Annotated in this window: 17 protein-coding genes and 1 pseudogene; 10 read left to right on the forward strand and 8 right to left on the reverse strand. The window is 64.8% G+C overall.

The annotated features are described in order from the left end of the window. Positions 1-69 precede the first annotated feature (69 nt). Positions 70-714, forward strand: coding sequence for an HD domain-containing protein (locus BDI24065_RS21515; protein WP_175032973.1), 645 nt, complete (start codon positions 70-72; stop codon positions 712-714). 202 nt (positions 715-916) lie between these two features. On the opposite strand, the gene BDI24065_RS21520 is transcribed toward BDI24065_RS21515, so the two are convergent. After that, positions 917-1,897 carry a helix-turn-helix transcriptional regulator gene (locus BDI24065_RS21520; RefSeq protein WP_175032974.1) on the reverse strand — a complete coding sequence of 327 codons (981 nt, stop codon included), beginning with the start codon at positions 1,895-1,897 and terminating at the stop codon, positions 917-919. A gap of 123 nt (positions 1,898-2,020) precedes the next feature. Here BDI24065_RS21520 and BDI24065_RS21525 point away from each other — a divergent pair, with 123 nt between their 5' ends. From BDI24065_RS21525 to BDI24065_RS21540, 4 genes are all read left to right on the forward strand, one after another. Next, positions 2,021-2,683: a glutathione S-transferase family protein gene (locus BDI24065_RS21525; RefSeq protein WP_175032975.1), complete on the forward strand. Its 663-nt coding sequence runs from the start codon at positions 2,021-2,023 to the stop codon at positions 2,681-2,683. A gap of 327 nt (positions 2,684-3,010) precedes the next feature. Continuing rightward, positions 3,011-3,928, forward strand: coding sequence for an acetoacetate decarboxylase family protein (locus tag BDI24065_RS21530; protein WP_175032976.1), 918 nt, complete (start codon positions 3,011-3,013; stop codon positions 3,926-3,928). A gap of 43 nt (positions 3,929-3,971) precedes the next feature. Beyond that, on the forward strand, positions 3,972-5,216 hold the full coding sequence (locus tag BDI24065_RS21535) for a saccharopine dehydrogenase family protein (protein WP_175032977.1): 1,245 nt from the start codon (positions 3,972-3,974) through the stop codon (positions 5,214-5,216). After that, on the forward strand, positions 5,213-5,833 hold the full coding sequence (locus BDI24065_RS21540) for a MerR family transcriptional regulator (RefSeq protein ID WP_438820025.1): 621 nt from the start codon (positions 5,213-5,215) through the stop codon (positions 5,831-5,833). The genes BDI24065_RS21535 and BDI24065_RS21540 overlap by 4 nt, the downstream gene beginning before the upstream one ends. Before the next feature lie 21 nt (positions 5,834-5,854). Here the strand turns inward: BDI24065_RS21540 and BDI24065_RS21545 are convergent, their stop codons facing one another. After that, positions 5,855-6,538: a type 1 glutamine amidotransferase domain-containing protein gene (locus BDI24065_RS21545; protein ID WP_089499077.1), complete on the reverse strand. Its 684-nt coding sequence runs from the start codon at positions 6,536-6,538 to the stop codon at positions 5,855-5,857. A gap of 131 nt (positions 6,539-6,669) precedes the next feature. After that, positions 6,670-7,323, reverse strand: a complete 654-nt coding sequence (locus BDI24065_RS21550) for a TetR/AcrR family transcriptional regulator (RefSeq protein ID WP_175032978.1) — start codon at positions 7,321-7,323, stop codon at positions 6,670-6,672. Between the two features lie 99 nt (positions 7,324-7,422). Here BDI24065_RS21550 and BDI24065_RS21555 point away from each other — a divergent pair, with 99 nt between their 5' ends. After that, positions 7,423-8,898 (forward strand): coniferyl aldehyde dehydrogenase, encoded by a 1,476-nt coding sequence (locus BDI24065_RS21555; protein ID WP_175032979.1) that lies wholly within the window; start codon positions 7,423-7,425, stop codon positions 8,896-8,898. A 116-nt stretch (positions 8,899-9,014) separates the two neighbouring features. On the opposite strand, the gene BDI24065_RS21560 is transcribed toward BDI24065_RS21555, so the two are convergent. After that, the gene (locus tag BDI24065_RS21560) at positions 9,015-9,893 is read right to left on the reverse strand and encodes a LysR substrate-binding domain-containing protein (protein WP_175032980.1); all 879 of its coding nucleotides are present in this window, start codon (positions 9,891-9,893) and stop codon (positions 9,015-9,017) included. 132 nt (positions 9,894-10,025) lie between these two features. Between BDI24065_RS21560 and BDI24065_RS21565 the strand changes: the two genes are divergently transcribed. Beyond that, a complete protein-coding gene (locus BDI24065_RS21565; RefSeq protein WP_175032981.1) occupies positions 10,026-10,658 on the forward strand; it encodes an FMN-dependent NADH-azoreductase in 633 nt (210 codons plus the stop codon). A 77-nt stretch (positions 10,659-10,735) separates the two neighbouring features. Here BDI24065_RS21565 and BDI24065_RS21570 read toward each other — a convergent pair whose 3' ends face one another. Next, complete coding sequence (locus tag BDI24065_RS21570) at positions 10,736-11,353, reverse strand: LysE family translocator (protein ID WP_175032982.1); 618 nt, start codon at positions 11,351-11,353, stop codon at positions 10,736-10,738. A 67-nt stretch (positions 11,354-11,420) separates the two neighbouring features. Between BDI24065_RS21570 and BDI24065_RS21575 the strand changes: the two genes are divergently transcribed. Beyond that, positions 11,421-12,344 carry a LysR family transcriptional regulator gene (locus BDI24065_RS21575; protein WP_175032983.1) on the forward strand — a complete coding sequence of 308 codons (924 nt, stop codon included), beginning with the start codon at positions 11,421-11,423 and terminating at the stop codon, positions 12,342-12,344. 87 nt (positions 12,345-12,431) lie between these two features. Here the strand turns inward: BDI24065_RS21575 and BDI24065_RS21580 are convergent, their stop codons facing one another. Then, positions 12,432-13,457 carry a hypothetical protein gene (locus BDI24065_RS21580; RefSeq protein ID WP_175032984.1) on the reverse strand — a complete coding sequence of 342 codons (1,026 nt, stop codon included), beginning with the start codon at positions 13,455-13,457 and terminating at the stop codon, positions 12,432-12,434. 278 nt (positions 13,458-13,735) lie between these two features. Between BDI24065_RS21580 and BDI24065_RS21585 the strand changes: the two genes are divergently transcribed. Continuing rightward, on the forward strand, positions 13,736-14,584 hold the full coding sequence (locus tag BDI24065_RS21585) for a putative type VI secretion system effector (protein ID WP_175032985.1): 849 nt from the start codon (positions 13,736-13,738) through the stop codon (positions 14,582-14,584). 31 nt (positions 14,585-14,615) lie between these two features. Here the strand turns inward: BDI24065_RS21585 and BDI24065_RS21590 are convergent, their stop codons facing one another. After that, positions 14,616-15,491 (reverse strand): LysR family transcriptional regulator, encoded by an 876-nt coding sequence (locus tag BDI24065_RS21590; RefSeq protein ID WP_175032986.1) that lies wholly within the window; start codon positions 15,489-15,491, stop codon positions 14,616-14,618. Between BDI24065_RS21590 and BDI24065_RS21595 the strand changes: the two genes are divergently transcribed. Then, positions 15,402-16,994 carry an MFS transporter gene (locus tag BDI24065_RS21595; RefSeq protein ID WP_254609827.1) on the forward strand — a complete coding sequence of 531 codons (1,593 nt, stop codon included), beginning with the start codon at positions 15,402-15,404 and terminating at the stop codon, positions 16,992-16,994. The genes BDI24065_RS21590 and BDI24065_RS21595 overlap by 90 nt on opposite strands. On the opposite strand, the pseudogene BDI24065_RS41090 reads toward BDI24065_RS21595, so the two are convergent. Continuing rightward, positions 16,988-17,203, reverse strand: a pseudogene (locus BDI24065_RS41090) (short chain dehydrogenase); the annotation flags it as partial. The gene BDI24065_RS21595 and the pseudogene BDI24065_RS41090 sit on opposite strands and share 7 nt — an antisense overlap. Positions 17,204-17,441: the final 238 nt, after the last annotated feature.

Consider the following 17,441-nt stretch of genomic DNA (forward strand, 5'->3'; position numbering starts at 1 on the left):
GGGTGCGGATCGTGTGCCGCGCGGCGCCAGCAGCGATAATCGGCATCCCGACTTCGACCGCCTGACCTCATGACTCTCCCTGCGTTCGCACCCTTTCAGGATCTCGCCAAGGCCTTGCTGGCTCACTGGAGCGACGCCCATGGCGATGGCTCGCACGACACGTCGCATCTGCAACGCGTGTGGAAGAACGCGGCTGCCATCCAGGCGAAGGAGGGGGGCGACGCGCAGGTGCTGTTGGCGGCGACATTGCTGCACGACTGCGTGGCGGTGGAGAAGGATTCCCCGCTTCGCGGGCAGGCATCGCGGCTGTCGGCGGAAAAGGCCCGGCAGGTGCTGACGTCGCTGGATTGGCCGGACGCGAAGATCGACGCTGTCGCGCATGCGGTCGCGGCGCACAGTTTTTCGGCCTGCATCGCGCCGCAGACGCTGGAAGCCAAGGTGTTGCAGGATGCCGACCGGCTTGATGCGATCGGCATGGTGGGCGTCGCGCGGTGTTTTTATGTCGCGGGCCGGATGGGCAGTGCGTTGTATGACCCGGCGGATCCGCACGCATCGGAACGGGCGCTCGACGACACGCGATTCGCGATCGATCACTTCCGTACGAAACTGCTGCGGCTTTCAACCGGTTTCCAGACCGTCACGGGTACGCGTATGGCAATCGTTCGTCGCGATCGATTGCAGCGCTTTCTCGACGAGTTTTCCGACGAGATCTAATGGTGCGGCGCGGCCTCGGATGGCGTTGTTGGCGGACGCACGCGGGTCGATGAGGATGTCGGTTGCGTGGACGCGAGACGATCATCCGGCTCGGTCCGCGAACCCCCGATCGCATTGAAACGCGCGACTTCGAACTTGACGACGGTGCAAGGGTTCCGTTGTTTCGAATTGCCGCGGCGTCGGCGACTCAAAACGCCATGCGTCAATCGTCGCCTGCTCGATACAGCGCCTTCACCTGCGACACCTCTTCGATGAATTGATCCTTGAGCGCCTGCGGCCCGAGGATTTTCACGTGTGCGCCGTACCCAAGCAGTTTCCGCGCGCCGTGCTCGATCGATTCGATCGGCATCAGGAACGTTTTCCATCCGGGCGGGACCTCCGCGCTGCTCGCCTCCTGCGACGCTGGTGCGGTCTTGACCCGCGCGTTGGCCAGCCAGGTTTCGCCGCGCGGCGACACGGCAATATGGGCGGTCAGCCGATTGAGGTCGGTTTCGTACCGGCTCATCGCGTCGCGCCAGTGCGTCGCCAGGTCGAATCGCGCGGGACGCTTGAAGCGTCGGCGCGATGCGTCGAGTTCGAGGATATTCGCGAGCCGGAACGTCAGTGCGCCGGGCTTGCCGGCCACCTTGGCAACCAGGTACCACGCGCCGCCCTTGAGTACGAGGCCGAGCGGCTCGAGTTCGCGGCGCGACACGCCGCGCCAGCTCCGATACTTCACGTCGATACGGTACGAACCCCACACCGCATCGGCCACTTCGCGCAGGAATGCCGGCGTTTCCTGCGCCCGGTACCAGTCCACGGTGTCGACGTGCAGCCGGCTGGCGACGCGATCGGCATGCTCGCGCGAGCCGGGCGGCAGGCTGGCCATCATCTTCAGCCGCGCGGAGGTCGCCATGCCGTCGAGGCCGAGTTCTCTCGCGGGCCCGGGCAGACCCGCCAGAATCAGCGCGTGTGCTTCGTGCTCGGTCAGCCCGGTGAGGTCGGTACGCCAGCCGTCGCTCAACTGAAAGCCGCCGTTGCGGCCGCGGTCGCCCCAGATCGGCACGCCGGCCGTGGAGAGCTGGTCGATGTCGCGCAGGATCGTGCGCTCGGATACTTCCAGCGCTTCGGCGAGCGCCGGTGCGGTCATCCGGCCGCGCGCTTGCAGCATCATCATGATCGACAGCAGGCGGCTCGCTTTCATGAGCGACACGTTACCTCAAATACCTGACATGAGGTGTCATGTTTTCGGACGTATGCTTTGCCGCATTCCCGATCCGTTTCATCGACGCGGGTTACGCATCACGACACCACAGGGGATCAAACGATGAAGATCATTTCCGGGCCACTGAGCATGTTCGGTGCGAAGGTCGAGATTGCCGCGCACGAGAAGGGCATCGACTTCGAGCTGGTGATGGTGCCGTTCAGCCAGCTTCGCGGCTACGATCCCCGGCATCCGGACGTGCTGCGGATCAACCCGAAGCGGCAGGTGCCGGTGCTGATCGACGGCGATCTGGAACTCTTCGATTCCACGCAGATCTTCGAGTATCTCGAGGACCTGAAGCCCGATCCCGCGCTATGGCCGGCCCGCCCGGCGGCGCGCGCCATTGCGCGTCAGCTCGAACATTGCAGCGATGAAATCTATTTTCCGTACGTCATCCGGCTGATGGGGCTGGAAGCGACGCCGGACGATCCGGCGGCACAGGCTGCGCGCGCGGAAGCGGCGCAATACTATCGGCGCATGGAGCGCGTGCTTGCGGATCGCGAATTTCTGGCTGAAACGTATTCGTACGCGGATATCGCGTTCTACATGGCGCAGTTGTTCGGCGCGCGCAAGGGCGCACCGATGACGGACGAAACGCCGCGGCTGCTCGCGTGGCGTGAACGGATGACGGCACGTCCGGCCGTGCGACAGGTTGCCGGTGCGATGGCCGGCTATCTTGTCTCGATCGGAGAAGCGGTCCCCGGCTTTCTTCGCGAGCTCGCCTAGCTGCGTTCGGCTTCGGATAGCGGACGGCCCTCAGCCTGCGATTTGGGCGAACGGACTGCTGTCGGTGCACACATCGGGTGACGGACCGGCTGCACAATCAGCGCATGGTGTTGATACCGGCAAGGGCTGTCGCACGACCGCCGTCAAATGATTCGATGCCCCCACGGCGAGCGCCTGCCGCCCGCCCGGACGCAATCCGACGCGCCCCTCTACTCGGGGCCTTGACCTTAAAGTTGACTTAAATCTTAGAGTGCTTGCTGACGGCAGTGAGTCAGCAGGCTTCGGGTGTTGCCTGCCACGGTCGATCATCGACGAGAGGCGACGAACATGGACAGGCGGTTTACACAGGTCGAATTCGGTCCACACAAGGTCGACGTGCCCGAAGGCGGGTACTACGACCGGTTCCGGATGAATCCTGACCTCGACGAGGTGGCGCGCGATCCCGCGGCGGGGAACATCGACTTTTTCCGTCGGATTCCGAAGCGTCAGGTCGCATCGCGGGTCGGCCCGACCTGGGCGCCGAATTTCTACTACCGTTCCAGCAGCATTCAGCTGCTGTTCCTCGCGCCGCTCGAACGCTTGCGGACCACGCTGCCGGACCCGCTCGAGCCGCTGCGCGCGCTTCCCGGGTACGGGCTGGTCGCGCTGACCTTCTTCTCGTATTCGGTCTGCGACAACGATCCTTACGACGAGGTGTCCGTCGCGGTGGTGATCCGCCGGCCCGGCGCGACCGGGTCGCACGCACTCGAGCTGATCGATTCGATGCGGCGCCGCAGCTTCTTCGCGCACGTGCTCGCGCTGCCGGTCACCACGGAAATCGCGCGGGTGCGCGGCGTGCATGGCTATCAGCTGCCCAAGTGGCTCGCCGATATCGACGTGAACCTCGGCGCCACCGCCAGCGCGCGCATTGCCGGCCCGGGCGGGCGGCCGGACGTGAGCCTGAGCGTGCCGATGCCCGAGCTGACCCACGTCGCGTCGCAGTCGCACATGGGCACGTCGACGATGATCAATCGCATCGACGGCGAATGGCACCAGACATGGGTACAGACGAATGCGCTATCGTTCGCGCAGCGCCTGCTGCCGCGCAACATCGAACTCGTGCGGCACGGCGGCCCGGTGAGCCAGCTGCTCGACGGGCTGGGCGCATCCACCATCCTACGTCTCGACGTGGTGAAGGACGCGCAGCTGGTGCTGAACCTGCCGACCCCGTTGAAGGTCTTCGATGAACCCGGAAAGCAACGCTGACACCCCGTCACTTCGCGGCACGCCCGCGCCGAAGGAATCGCCCATGACCCGTCCGACCCACGATCTCGTCGTATTTGGCGCCACCAGTTTTGTCGGGCAGATCCTCGCCCGCTACCTGTCCGAATACCTGTCGGGCGCTGGCGAGACGCTGCGCTGGGCCATGGCCGGCCGCTCCGAAGCAAAGCTCAGGCAGGTCCGGGATACGCTGGGCGCGGCCGGGCAGTCGGTGCCGATCATCGTCGCCGATGCGGCCGACGAAGCGCAGCTTCGCGCGCTCTGCGCGCAGACGCGGGTGGTCGTGTCCACCGTCGGCCCCTACGCGCTTTACGGGGAGCCGCTGGTCAGGATCTGCGCGGAGACCGGCACCGACTACTGCGACCTCACCGGCGAGACGCAGTGGATCAAGCGGATGATCGACAAGTACGAGCCGGCGGCGCGGCAATCCGGTGCACGCATCGTCCATTGCTGCGGTTTCGATTCGGTGCCGTCGGACATGGGCGTGTTCTTCCTGCAGCAGCAGGCGCGGCAGCAATGGGGCGTGCCGGCCGCGCAGGTGAAGATGCGGGTGAAAACGCTGAAGGGCGGCGCGTCGGGCGGCACGGTGGCGAGCGTGATCAACGTCGTGCGGGAAGCCGCGGCCGATCCCGCGTTGCGCAGGGAACTGCTCGATCCTTATTCGCTGTGCCCGAAGGGGCATGGCTTCACGGTGCGCCAGCATGCGGTGCGATCCGCCGCATTCGATCGCGACTTCGACGCGTGGATCGCGCCATTCGTGATGGCGGCGGTCAACGAGCGTGTCGTGCATCGCTCCAATGCGCTTGCGGGCAACGCGTACGGCAGCCGCTTCACGTATGACGAAGCGGTGATGACGGGCACGGGCCTGAAGGGCCGCCTGACCGCGGTGACGATGGTGGCCGGCCTCGGCGCGTTCATGGTGGGTGTCGTCATCAAGCCGGTGCGCAGCCTGATGGAGCGCTTCCTGCTGCCGAAGCCCGGCGAGGGGCCGAGCGCCGCGGCGCAACTGGCCGGCCGCTACGACCTGCGATTCTTCGGCCGTGCCGACGACGGGCGAACCTTGCGCGTGAAAGTCACGGGCGACCGCGATCCGGGCTATGGCTCCACCGGCAAGATGCTCGGCCAGGCCGCGCTCAGTCTCGCACTGGATTGCGTTGACGACGGCGTCAAGACCGGCCGCGGCGGCGGCTTCTGGACGCCCGCGACGATGTTCGACGCACGCTACATCGAGCGGCTGGTGCGTCATGCGGGGCTGCGTTTCGAGGTGATTTGAACGCGCGTGCCGTTCGCTCGCTCGTCGACAGAAAGCCGATAAAGATCGGATTGCGAATCAACATCAGGAGACAACGGAAAGTCACGACGGGGCAGATGGCCGGATGCGATCCGGCGGGGGAGTATCGGAACATGAAGATCGGGGAACTGGCGGAACGCACCGGCCTCACCCCTTCGCGCATCCGCTTTTACGAACGCATTGGTCTGTTGACGCTCGTCGAGCGCGAAGCGAACGGCTATCGCACGTATCCGCAGGAAGCGGTGACGGTGCTCGACCTGATCACGGCCGCGCAGAAGGCGGATTTCAGTCTTGAAGAGATTCGCACGCTGATGCCGGCCGACCTCGCGCAGTGGCCATGCGACGCGTTGCTGGGGGCGCTCTGCCGCAAGGTGCAGGACATCGAGGCACTGGAGGCGCGGCTCGCGCGAAGCAAGGCGCAGGTCGTGTCGCTGATCGCCGAGATCGCCGCGAAACCGGCATCGGTCGATTGTGCGACCCATGCGAAACGATTGTTGTCGCGAATCCCGCCCGGGAATGCGACGGAGGGCGGCGAGGCGGCGACTGCCGCCGCCGATCGCGACGAAGCGGTTGTGCGCCGCCGGTCGCCCCGCGCTTGAGCGGCGCGGCGGCGCACCACGTCACAGCAGCGCGACGACCTGTTCGGCGGTCGCCTTCGCCGATTGCGGATTCTGGCCGGTCACGAGGCGGCCGTCGACGACGACGTTCGACGTGAACGGCAACAGCGCCTTCTCGTAGCGCGCGCCACGCTGCTGCATCTGCTCCTCGACGTTGTAGGGCACCTTCTTCGCGACGCCGGCCAGGATTTCCTCGACCCACGAGTAGCCGGTGATCCGGCGTCCGGCGACCAGCAGCGAGCCGTCCGACAGCGTCGTGTTCAGCAGCCCGCAGTAGCCGTGGCAGACCGATGACACGACGCCGCCGCGCTCGTAGATCTCGCGCGTGAGCCGCTGCAGTCCCGCATCGTCGGGGTAGTCCCACATCACCGCATGGCCGCCGGTGAAGTAGATCGCATCGAAATCGGCGGGATCGATTTCGTCGGGGCGTGCGGTGGTGGCCAGCAGCGCTTCATTGGCCTTGTCGGCGCGCCACGCTTTCGCGGCGGCGTCGGCATGCGGCCATTTGAGCGAGCGCGGCTCGAGCGGCGACACGCCGCCCTTGGGGCTCACGAGCCGCTGCTCATAGCCCTTCGCCGCGAAGATGTGATGGGCATGGGTCAGCTCGGACAACCACAGGCCGGTCGGTTGCGACGGATCGGCGTAGTGCGCGACGTTGCTCACGACATGCAGGATGCGCTTGCTCATGATGCGGTTCCCTTTCATCGGCCACGGGCGGACGTCTTCGACGCGCCGCCGGATTGTCGGTTGGCAGTACCCATACCCATGGCCTCGATACGCTGCCGAGGCAAACCATAACCTTTAAGCAAACTTGAAGGTCAAGGCCTTTTCGTCTTCGCCGTCCGCGCGGCGCTGGCCGGCAGCACGAGGCCGTCCAGCAAGGTGGTCAGTGCATCTTCGATCGCGTGATCGCCGACCTTCTCGCGCACCAGCCGCCCGTCGATTGCCAGCATCGTCAGGCCATGCAGATGCGCCCAGCAGGCCGTCGCCTGGCCGAGCGCCGGGCGCGGGCGGATCGTGCCGGCGCGCTGGCCGTGTTCCAGGATATCGACGACCAGCAGGAACGGCGCCTGCACGCGCGGATCGAGATGGATATCCGTGGGCTCGCCGGCATCCGCGGCAAACATCAGTCGATAGAGATCCGGGTTGCGCTGCCCGAACGCGAGATGCGCGTAGGCCAGCGCGAGCAGCACGTCCGGCGCATCCGCCGCGGGATCGACGGACGCGGCGAGGTCGTCGCGCAGGCGATCGAAGCCGATCAGCGCGAGCTCGTGCAGCAGCGCGGCCTTGTCCGGGAAATGCCGGTACGGCGCCGAGTGGCTGACGTTCGCCCGCCGCGCGATTTCGCGCAGCGTGAACTGCCAGCCCTGTTGCTCCTGCAGCGTGTCGAGCGCCGTTTCGATGATCGCGCGACGCAGATCCCCGTGGTGATAAGCCTTTTGCCCGACGTCCGCATCCTCATCCGACGACATCGCGTTGCTCCTATGTTGACAGGGAACACATTGTGGTCCTATGATCCGCTGCATGCAAGTTGACAGTGTCTACATCGACGCAACCTCGTGAGGTGCACCATGGCCGTTTCCGCAGAATCCAGCTCGAGCTTCGACCCGGCGGTGTTGCTGGCCCGCCAGCGCAACGCATTCGTCAGCGAGGGGCCGCCGAGCGTGCAGCAGCGCAAGGCCCGGCTCGCGCGGTTGCGCGCCGCGGTGCTGGCGTATCGCAGCGAAGTGGAGGAGGCGGTCAGCGCGGATTTCGGGCATCGCTCGCGGCACGAGACCGCGATCATGGAACTGGTCGGCGTGATCCAGGCGATCGACTACCTGACGCGCAACCTGCGCCGTTTCACGAAGCCGCAGCGGCGGCACGTCGGGATCTTTTATCGGGCCGGGCAGGCGCACGTGGAATACCAGCCGCTGGGTGTCATCGGCGTGATGGCCCCGTGGAATTACCCGTTCGCGCTCACGTTCATTCCGCTGGCGACCGCGCTGGCCGCGGGCAATCGCGCGATGCTCAAGCCGTCGGAACTGACGCCGCGCACCAGCGAGGTGATGCGCCGGATGCTCGCGGAGACTTTCCCCATCGAAGAAGTCGCGGTCGTGCTCGGCGGCCCGGAAGTCGGCGCCGCCTTCAGCGGCTTGCCGTTCGATCATCTGCTGTTCACCGGCAGCACCCAGGTGGGCCGAAAGGTCATGAAGGCGGCCAGCGACAACCTGGTGCCGGTGACGCTCGAACTCGGCGGCAAGAGCCCGGCGATCGTCGCGAGAGGGCATGTCGATGGCCGGACGATGTCCAGCATCGTGTTCGGCAAGCTGTCGAACGGCGGGCAGACCTGCGTGGCGCCCGACTATGCGCTGGTGCATGAGGACGACCTGGACGCGTTCGTCGCGCAATACGATGCGGCCGTCGCGCGCTTCTATCCGGACGGGCCGACCAGCCCGGACTACACGTCGATCGTCAGCGACCGGCATTTCGATCGCCTGAAAGGTCTCGTCGACGAAGCGCGCAGCAAGGGCGCGCGCGTGATCGAGGCGGGCGTGAATCCGCAGCAGGCAGCGACCCGCAAGCGGACGCTCGCCCCCACGCTGATCGTCGGGGCCGACGACGATACCACCGTCATGCAGGAAGAAATCTTCGGGCCGATCCTGCCGGTGCGCACGTATCGCACGATCGACGAAGTCGTCGACTACGTGAATGCGCGTCCGCGTCCGCTCGCGCTGTATTACTTCGGCGCGCAGGACAGCGACTGCGAGTCGCTGCTGAAGCGCACCACGTCGGGCAACGTCGGCATCAACAACACGCTCCTGCATGTCGCGCAGGAAGACCTGCCGTTCGGCGGCGTCGGTCCGAGCGGGATGGGCGCGTATCACGGCATCGAGGGATTCCGTGCGATGAGCCATGCCAAGGGCGTGTTCGTGCTGGGGCGCTGGAATCTGCCGAGCCTGCTGCGCGCGCCGTTCGGCAAGATCGCGGATCTGTCGCTGGCGGCGCTGCTCGGGCGCAGCCGGGAACCGGAGGGCGTGCGGGCGGGATTGAGCGCGAAGCGCTGAGACCGACGACGCACCGCGACCGGCGCGCGGCTGTTTCGCCAGCAGCGCGCCGTTGCGGTCGAAGGCGCATGCGTGGGTGAGTGCCTGGAGCGAGCGTCGACCGTGAAGGATGCCCGCTAAGGCCTGCTGCGCGTGCCGGCCCCGTTGCGAATGGCGGTTTCATCGACAATCGTCGCGGCAAATTCGACGGCGGCCGGCATCTCCGCGTCATGCATCATCACGAATTCCATTTCCGGCAGCGCCGGCAAGCCTTCGGACACGCCCAACTCGCGGAGCGTGTCGTCGATCGCACTGCGCGGTACCGGCGCGATCGCGATGCCGGCGCGTGCGAACGTGCGGATGCCCGTGACGCTCGGGCTTTCGCAGGCAATGCGATAGCGCATGCCGGCGAGCGCGAGCGCCTTGATGGCAGCGCCCCGGTACGGGCACGGATCGGGGAAGCACGCGAGCGGCACATCGCCTTCCGGCAGCGGCTCATGGCGCGCAAACGCCCAGACGAGCGGCTCTCGCCACAACGTCACGCCCTGGCCCATGTGCGCGCACCGGCTGCCGATCACGAGATCGAATTCGCCGTTGGCGTGCCGTTGAAACAGGCTGTCGCCGACGTCGACCGTCAGAGCCAGCCGCAAGCCGCGCCGCGCGGCGCCATGGCGGCGCATCACGTCGGGCAGCCAGCCTCCCGCGAAATCCTCCGATGCACCGATACGCAGCGTGACATCGACGGCCTTGCCGGTGCCCAGTTTCACCCTCGCTTCCTCGCTCAGGTTGAGCATCGCGCGTGCGTAGCCGAGCAGCATCTGGCCATGCTCGGTGAGCGCTACGCTGCGCGTATTGCGCACGAGCAGCGCCCGGCCGACCTGCTCCTCGAGACGAACGATCTGGGCGCTGACCGCGGATTGGCTGAGATTCAGCCTGCGACCTGCGCCGGTGAAGCTCCGCACGTCGGCGATCGCGATAAACGTATGAAGCAGTGACGTGTCGAGGGGTGGGTTCATTAATCACCAATTCGGGTTAATTCAATCAATTCATATCGTTTCCGGATTATAGGTCGATCCGATAGGCTGCGAAGTGCAGTGGGCGACCGCGCATCCCGCGCGTCGCCGTCACTTTCGGCAAGGACCGGTTTCATGACACGCGTGCTCTACATCGAAGGCTCACCCAACAAGGACTATTCGGCATCCATCGACGTATGCAATGCCTTTCTCGATACTTACCGGCACACGCATCCCGATCACGAGATACAGAAGCTCGACATCTGGAATCTGGCGATACCCGAATTCGATGAAGCCGCGCTGGCCGCGAAATATGCGGGACTGAGCGGCAAAGCGTTGACGCCGGCTCAGGCGACGGCATGGCAACGGATCGAGCAGCTCGCGGCACCGTTCCACGCAGCGGACAAGCTCCTGTTCGGCGTGCCGCTGTGGAATTTCAGCATTCCGTACAAACTCAAGCACCTGATCGATGCGATCTCGCAGAAGGACGTGCTGTTCACGTTCGACGGCGCAGGTTTCGCCGGCAAGCTGGCCGGGAAAAAGGCGGCGGTGATCTACGCGCGCGGGCTCGGCTATCAGTCGCCGGGCTCATTTACGCCGGCTGCCGAATTCGATCTTCAGCGCCCGTACATGGAGACCTGGCTCAGGTTCGTGGGCGTGAAGGACGTCACCGGGATTGTCGTCGAGCGCACCTTGTTCGGTCCCGACGGAAAGGTCGATCGCAGTCGCGCGATCGACGAAGCCCGCACGATCGCGCGCACGTTCTAGAGCGACCGTGCGGCGCATTCGGCGCGCCGGCGAAGCGTGCACGATCGTTGCATCGGCACGCGGCGCGCCGTTTCGAATCAACGCCCGCCGCGCGCGATGGCCAGCGCGACGCCGAAGCCCACGAGCAGGCATCCGAAGGTGCGGTCGATCCAGTGGCGCAGCGCCAGCAGGCGATCACGGACGGCCGTAGCGGAAAAGCACAGGGCCACCAGGCTGAACCAGCCGGCATGTGCGAGAGCGATGAACGCGCCGTAGCCGATCTGCACGATCAACGGCGTGTCGGGCCGCACGGCCTGCATGAACAGGCTGACGATGAACACCGTGGTCTTGGGGTTCAGCGCATTGGTCAGGAAGCCGGTGCGCAGCGCGGCCAGGTCGGACAGCGGCGCGACTCGTGTGTCGGGCTGCCCGTTGCCCGCCTTCGTCATGAGCATCTTCACGCCGAGGTAGATCAGGTAGATCGCGCCGACCAGCTTGACGGCATTGAACAGCCACAGCGACTGGCGGATCAGCAGGCCGACGCCCAGCAGCGTGTAGCTCACGTGCACCGTCACGCCGAGCCCGATACCCAGCGCGGTGAGCACACCCGAGCGGCGCGACAGCATCAGGCTGTTGCGCGTGACCATCGCGAAATCCGGCCCCGGGCTGATCACGGCCAGCAGCGTGATGGTGATTACAACTATCAGTTCGGTCATCGTGTTGTCCTTGCGATTGATGGCTGGATAGCGCAATCTTATGGGTCATGTTTCATCGGGAAAAACGATGATTTCTGACCAGAATGGTGAGATTGACTCACAATCCGTTCGCACCCACCTGCCGTCGCTGATGGCGCTGCGCTGCTTCGAGGCGGCGGCGCGTCACGAGAATTTCAGCCGTGCCGCCGACGAGCTGTGCCTGACCCACGGCGCGGTCAGCCGCGCGGTGCGCTTGCTCGAGGACGACCTGGGCGTGGCGCTGTTCCAGCGGCGCAGCCGTCGTGTGTTCCTGACCGATGCGGGCCGCAAGCTGGCGCAGGCCGTCCATGACGGACTGGGGCTGATGCGTCACGCCGCGCAGGAATTGCGCACCGAGGCTGCGCGGGCAAGGCGCTGGGTCCTGTCGTGCGAGCCGACGCTCCTGATGCGCTGGTTGATTCCGCGCTGGCCGGATTTTCAGGCACGACATGCGGGTGTCGACATTCACCTGGCCGCGGCGGGCGGCCCGTTTTCATTCGACAGCGGCATCGACATGGCGATTCGACGCAATGACTTTGGGTGGCCAGCGGGTTATCACGCGGCGCGTCTGTTCGACGAGCGGGTGGGGCCGGTTTGCCGGCCGGATAAAGTCGCTGGGTGGTTTGCCGCGCGACGCGGCAATCGGACGTTGAAGGCGGACGTGCCGCAATTGCATACGCGGACCCGGCCGGACGCATGGAAGGCATGGTCGGTCGCGGCGAATCAGCCAGTCGCAGGCGGGCGCGGGCAGATGTTCGACCACTTCTACTTCAGCCTGCAGGCGGCCGTCGCGGGGCTCGGCGTCGCGATCGGCCCGTGGCACCTCGTTCGCGACGACATCGAAAGCGGTGTACTGGTCGCGCCGATGGGGTTCGTCGAGGATGGTTCGCATTACTGCTTGTTGACGCCGGAACCGGTGGCGGCCGGGAGTGCGCCGGCGGAATTGCTGGGGTGGTTGAGGGCGGTGGCTTGATGGCGGGCGGTTGGCGAAGTGCACGATCGGCTGCCGCCGGCCCGCCCGGGCCAGTCGGCAGCGAAACGTTCGGTGATGCAGCCTCGATTATCCCTTTGTCCCTGCCGGATCTCGATAGGGCTCGCAGCTTTTCCGTTCGGTCTCCGACGGTGCGCCATGCTGGGCTGCATCCATCCAGCCAAGGTTGAACTGGGTGTAGCCGTAGTGGCATTGCAGGGTCGGCTTGCCGGACGCGGTCCTGCTATCCACCGTGCGGGTATCCAGCTCAAGTGGCGCTGAAGGAAACGTGACATCGGCCAGCCCGATCTGGCGGGCGGGATGTTTGATCCTGTATTTATCGACCCACGATTCCGCTGCCTTGCCGGATACGACGCGATAGCCGATGGGCGTCGTCGCGGGCGAGACGTAGTAGAGCGCCATGGGTTGATTCAGGCGTGCATCGTCGCTGGCTTCGAAGCGAAACAGTTTGGCTGGTATGAACAGGTCGGTGGGGTTGTCGCTTCTGTCCGAATTGAATTTCGGTTGATCGATGAAAATCCACTGATGCGTGTCGTCATAGATCACCAGCTTCACGTTCAGGTCTTGCGGGTAGGCGAGCGTGTTGAACTCCTCGATCTTGACGTAGCGATTGTCGTTGTCGGCCTTGTCGTAGTTCCTGTGATCGGTCAGGTTCTTCGGAATCGAAAACACGATTTCCGGGTAATTGTCAAAAGAACCCATCAAGCGATATTGCGTGCCGGGCACATACGCAGAGAGTGGGCGGCGCATCGGTAAATTCGCACCTTGCATTCTCCAGCTGACCTCGCGGGCATCCAGAAGGTTTTTCCAGTCTGGTGGCGTCCCGCCCTTCAATGCAACCAGACTCTGCCGGAGACACTCGTTCGGCGGGTTGTCGCATTGCTGATACAGGTAAAGGCTGATGTCTTCATGTTCCAGCGTCAGCCACGGATGCGGGTCGGCGGAAAAGTGATAAACCTTGTCGTATCGTTGTGTCTGAACATTCGGCACGATCATGGGCGGGCAACCAGCCAGCAACGCACCAATCGGCGCCAGTGCAAGCCATCTGGATATTCTCAAGTAACGTGACTCGACTGTGGTTGTCTTTTCTCTCATGGTGCTCTGCCGTTATTGATTCGGTTTATTTGGGCTCGAGGCCTGCTTTACCGGTCGCCCGCATTTTCCCCGCTTCGAGTCGCCACGCGCCGAAATTTCGCGAGTTATTCTACTGCACCCGAATTTGCCTCCCTGCGCTTGCTGCCGAGATGCATGGAAATTCCGCCGTGAGCCAAAACGACGTGGGTACCGACCACGCAATGGCACAATTTCAAAGCGCACGCTGACGAAATACCACGACAGACGGGCGGGTGGATCGTCACTTCATGGAGCGGCTGATGGAAGACGAATTGCAGGCGTTGATCGCGGCCCAGCGTGAAGCCGGGACGCTGGAAGGTCAATTGCCGGGGTGGAAGGACAATCTGGTTCTGTTGCGCGGCACGTTGGCCAATGTGTCGAAAAAGCGCGCGGCAGCCCCGTCGCGTATTCCTCCGCCGCCAGCAGGCGTCGTGGGTGCGACCGCGATTGCCGCTACGTTGATGGGCATGGGCGCCCAGGCGCAGGTCATGGTCGATGCGACCGACGCATCGAGCTGGAAAGACGAAGCGGACTGGGTGGAGTTCGAGATGGACGGAAATCATTTCCGCGGCGTGCTGTGGATGATGCCGATGCACCGTGGAGACGAGGTCAAGGTCGTGGCGGAAAAAATCGGCGAGAACCGCTATTTCGCCTACGCCGTCCAGCGCGATTCGGACGCCGTGGTCGCGATCTACCCGAATGCGGTCATGGGTACGAAGGCGCGTGGCCGATTCGAGCGCAAGGGCACGCTGGGGTTCTTCGTGTTCATGGAGTTGATCATGGCCGTCTTCCTGGGGATCGATTTCATTCGTGGGGAAGGCAGTATCGGAGACTTCGCGATCATGCTGGGAGGGGCACTCGTCGCAGGTGCCGTGGTCATGATGTTCTTTCACTTCCTGGGGAAATGGAAGTTCCGCAACAGCATCGAAGATGAACTGGCCGAGCGCATCTTCCATGCGTTCGGCTGGCCCGATCCGAAGCATTTCAATTTGCGAAAGGTCTCTCGATGGCCGAATCGGGAGCGGCCGAGCGAGGACCTTCCGATCTCCGATCCGTACTGGTATTTCAACCTGTGCTATTTCAGGTACGAACCCGCGCGGCAAGCCTGATATCGTGAATCGCAGCGCGCCTTGATGGGCGTCACGACTGTCCGGAATGCGGTGCGAAGGTTTTGCCTGTCATGTCCGCGATAAAGTCGATCGCCGCGCGAATCGACGGCGAATGCCTGAGATCGGCGTGCACGACCAGCCAGATGTCGCGGGAGTATGGTTCCCCGTCGAACGGCAGGCGCTGCAACCCGGGATCGCTGTCGCCCATGAACACGGGCAGGCCCGCCACACCGATGCCCGTGCGGGCCGCTACCTGCTGCGTCGTGATATCGCTGACTTCGCAGGCGATGCGGCGGCCTCGAGCGATCGACTCGAGCCACTTCTGATGCGGCATTTCCGCGAATTGCGCGTCGTAGCAGATGAAGGCCCAATCGTCGGGCGTCGACACGTGCGCATAGTCGCGACTCGCATAGAGCCCGAACGCCATCTCGCCCAGCTTGCGCGTGACGTTTTGCGGTTCCTCGGGACGGAACAGGCGCACGGCGATATCCGCTTCACGACGGGCGAGCGACACACTTTGTGCCTGGCTGGCCATCGACAGCCGAATGCCCGGATGCAATTGCGCGAACGCATGCAGATGATTCGCGAAGAAATTGTTGGCGAGCACGGGCGGCACGCTGATCGTCACGGTGCCGTGCATCGGCAGGTGCTCCGTGAGCGCGAGGCGCTCGATCGCAAATGCGTGCTCCTCCATTTTCTCGGCGTACTCGAGAATCTGCCGGCCGGCGGCGGTCGGCCGGCACGCGCGCGGCAGCCTGTCGATCACGCGCATCTTCAATTCGGTTTCGAGTGCGGCCAGGCGGCGGCTGACTGTCGCATGGTCGACATTCAACCGCCTGGCGGCCGCAGAAAGACTCCCCGCTTGTGCGACGGCAACGAAGTAACGCAGGTTTTCCCAGTCGAACATCGGTGCATTTTCTCCAGGTTGCTGTGTCGTTTTGCGGAATATTCGCACAGAAGGCGATCCTCTACGCTTCAATCCTCCGAATGCGAAGGATTGCCGATGCAGACATCATCCACACATCACCCGCGGCTCGTTCAAACGGCGGCGTGCCTCGGTTTTGCTGTCGTCCTGATCGACGTCAGCGTCGTCAACGTGGCGCTCGATGCGTTGCGAACGGCCTTTGGCGCAGCGCTCACCGACCTGCAATGGGTCGTCAACGCGTATGCGCTCGTGTTCGCGGCGACCTTGCTGATGGCGGGCGCCCTCGGCGACCGGCTTGGTGCAAAGCGCGTGTTCATCGCCGGTTACGCGATCTTCACGCTGTCGTCGATCGGCTGCGGCATGGCGCATTCCATGGGCGCGTTGATCGCCTGGCGTCTCGTTCAGGGGATCGGCGCGTCGCTGCTGGTGCCGAACTCGCTGGCCGTGCTGCGCCTCGCATTCGACGACGCGGCGGCGCGCAGCCGCGCGATCGGCTGGTGGGGCGCCGGCGGCGGAATTGCACTGGCAGCGGGGCCCCTGGCCGGCGGATTGCTCATTGCGGCGGTCGGCTGGCGCAGCATTTTCCTGGTCAACGTGCCGGTCGGCCTGGCCGGTATCTGGATGACATGGCGGTATGCGCCCGACACGAAAGCGCAGCGCGGCAGGCGCCTGGATCTTCCCGGACAGCTGACCGGTGCGTTCGCGCTGGCGGCGCTCACGTTCGCGTCGACCGAGATCAGCGCGCTGGGGTGGCGCAATCCAATCATCGTGAGTGCGTTCGCGTTGTGCGTCGGGTTGGGCATCGCATTCGTCCGGCTGGAAGCGCGCAATCCGGACGCAATGCTGCCGGCCGTGTTGTGGCAGGACCGGATCGTCCGCAGTTCGATCGCGATCGGCGCGATCGCGAACCTGGTCTTCTACGGCATCGTCTTTACGTTGAGCCTGCTGTTTCAGTCGGTCTGGCACATGACGCCCGTGCGCACGGGCGTCGCGTTTCTGCCGATGATGGGCGTGCTGATGGTCATGAGCATCGTTGCCGGGCGACTGACCGGCAGGCTGGGGGCGCGCACGCTGGCGACGGCGGGATTGTCGATTTCCGCGATCGGCTATCTGGCGATGTGGCCGGCGATCGCTGCGCAATCCAACGGGTTGCTCGCGATCCCGATGCTGCTTGCAGGCAGCGGCATCGCGCTGACGATACCGACCATCACGGATGCGGCGCTCGCGGCGGTGAGCGGCGCGCAGTCAGGTGTGGCGTCGGGGTTGCTGAATACGGCCCGGCAGGTGGGCGGGGTGATGGGTGTCGCGTTGTTTGGTTTCTTCGTTCGCGAGGCAGGGGGCGTGGCGTTTGTGCATGGCATGGAGCGGGCGCTGATCGTTTCGGTGCTGCTGCTGGTGGTGGGCGCGGTGATGGCGTGGCGGAATCTGGGGCAGCCGGCGGCGCGCGGGATTCGGGCTCGCGGGGCGAGCCCTCAACGTCAGTGACCCACCCGATATACGCGACCGCTATGCACCCCTTCCACGCTGCGTCGATACACCATTGCCACGCGTGACGCCGGCACGCTCTCGCAGCCGGGGAAGAACGGACCGAATCGGTCCATGGATTCGGTCAGCACGGTCGGACTCACGGCGTTGATCCGGATGCCACGTGGAAAATCGCAGGCGGCCGCGCGTACGAATCCTTCGATCCCGGCCATATCGTGTATCGGCATGATCGGCGGCCGCTGCCGAAGCTGACTCGATTTGTCGAGTATGTGCTTGGGCAGGTGGGGGGAAGGGAGGGGGCTTAGGGGCGGCCGTAGCCGCCCCGAAAGGGATGCTCGAGCTTTTCGATTTCGGCTCACTCGTTCGATCGGAAAGCGGGCGCGGAATCGCAGGATATGGGCGGCAGGCGGCACCAAGAGGCACCGAACCAGTCTCTGCAACTAGCCA

The organism is Burkholderia lata (assembly GCF_902499025.1).
GTDB lineage: Bacteria > Pseudomonadota > Gammaproteobacteria > Burkholderiales > Burkholderiaceae > Burkholderia > Burkholderia lata_C.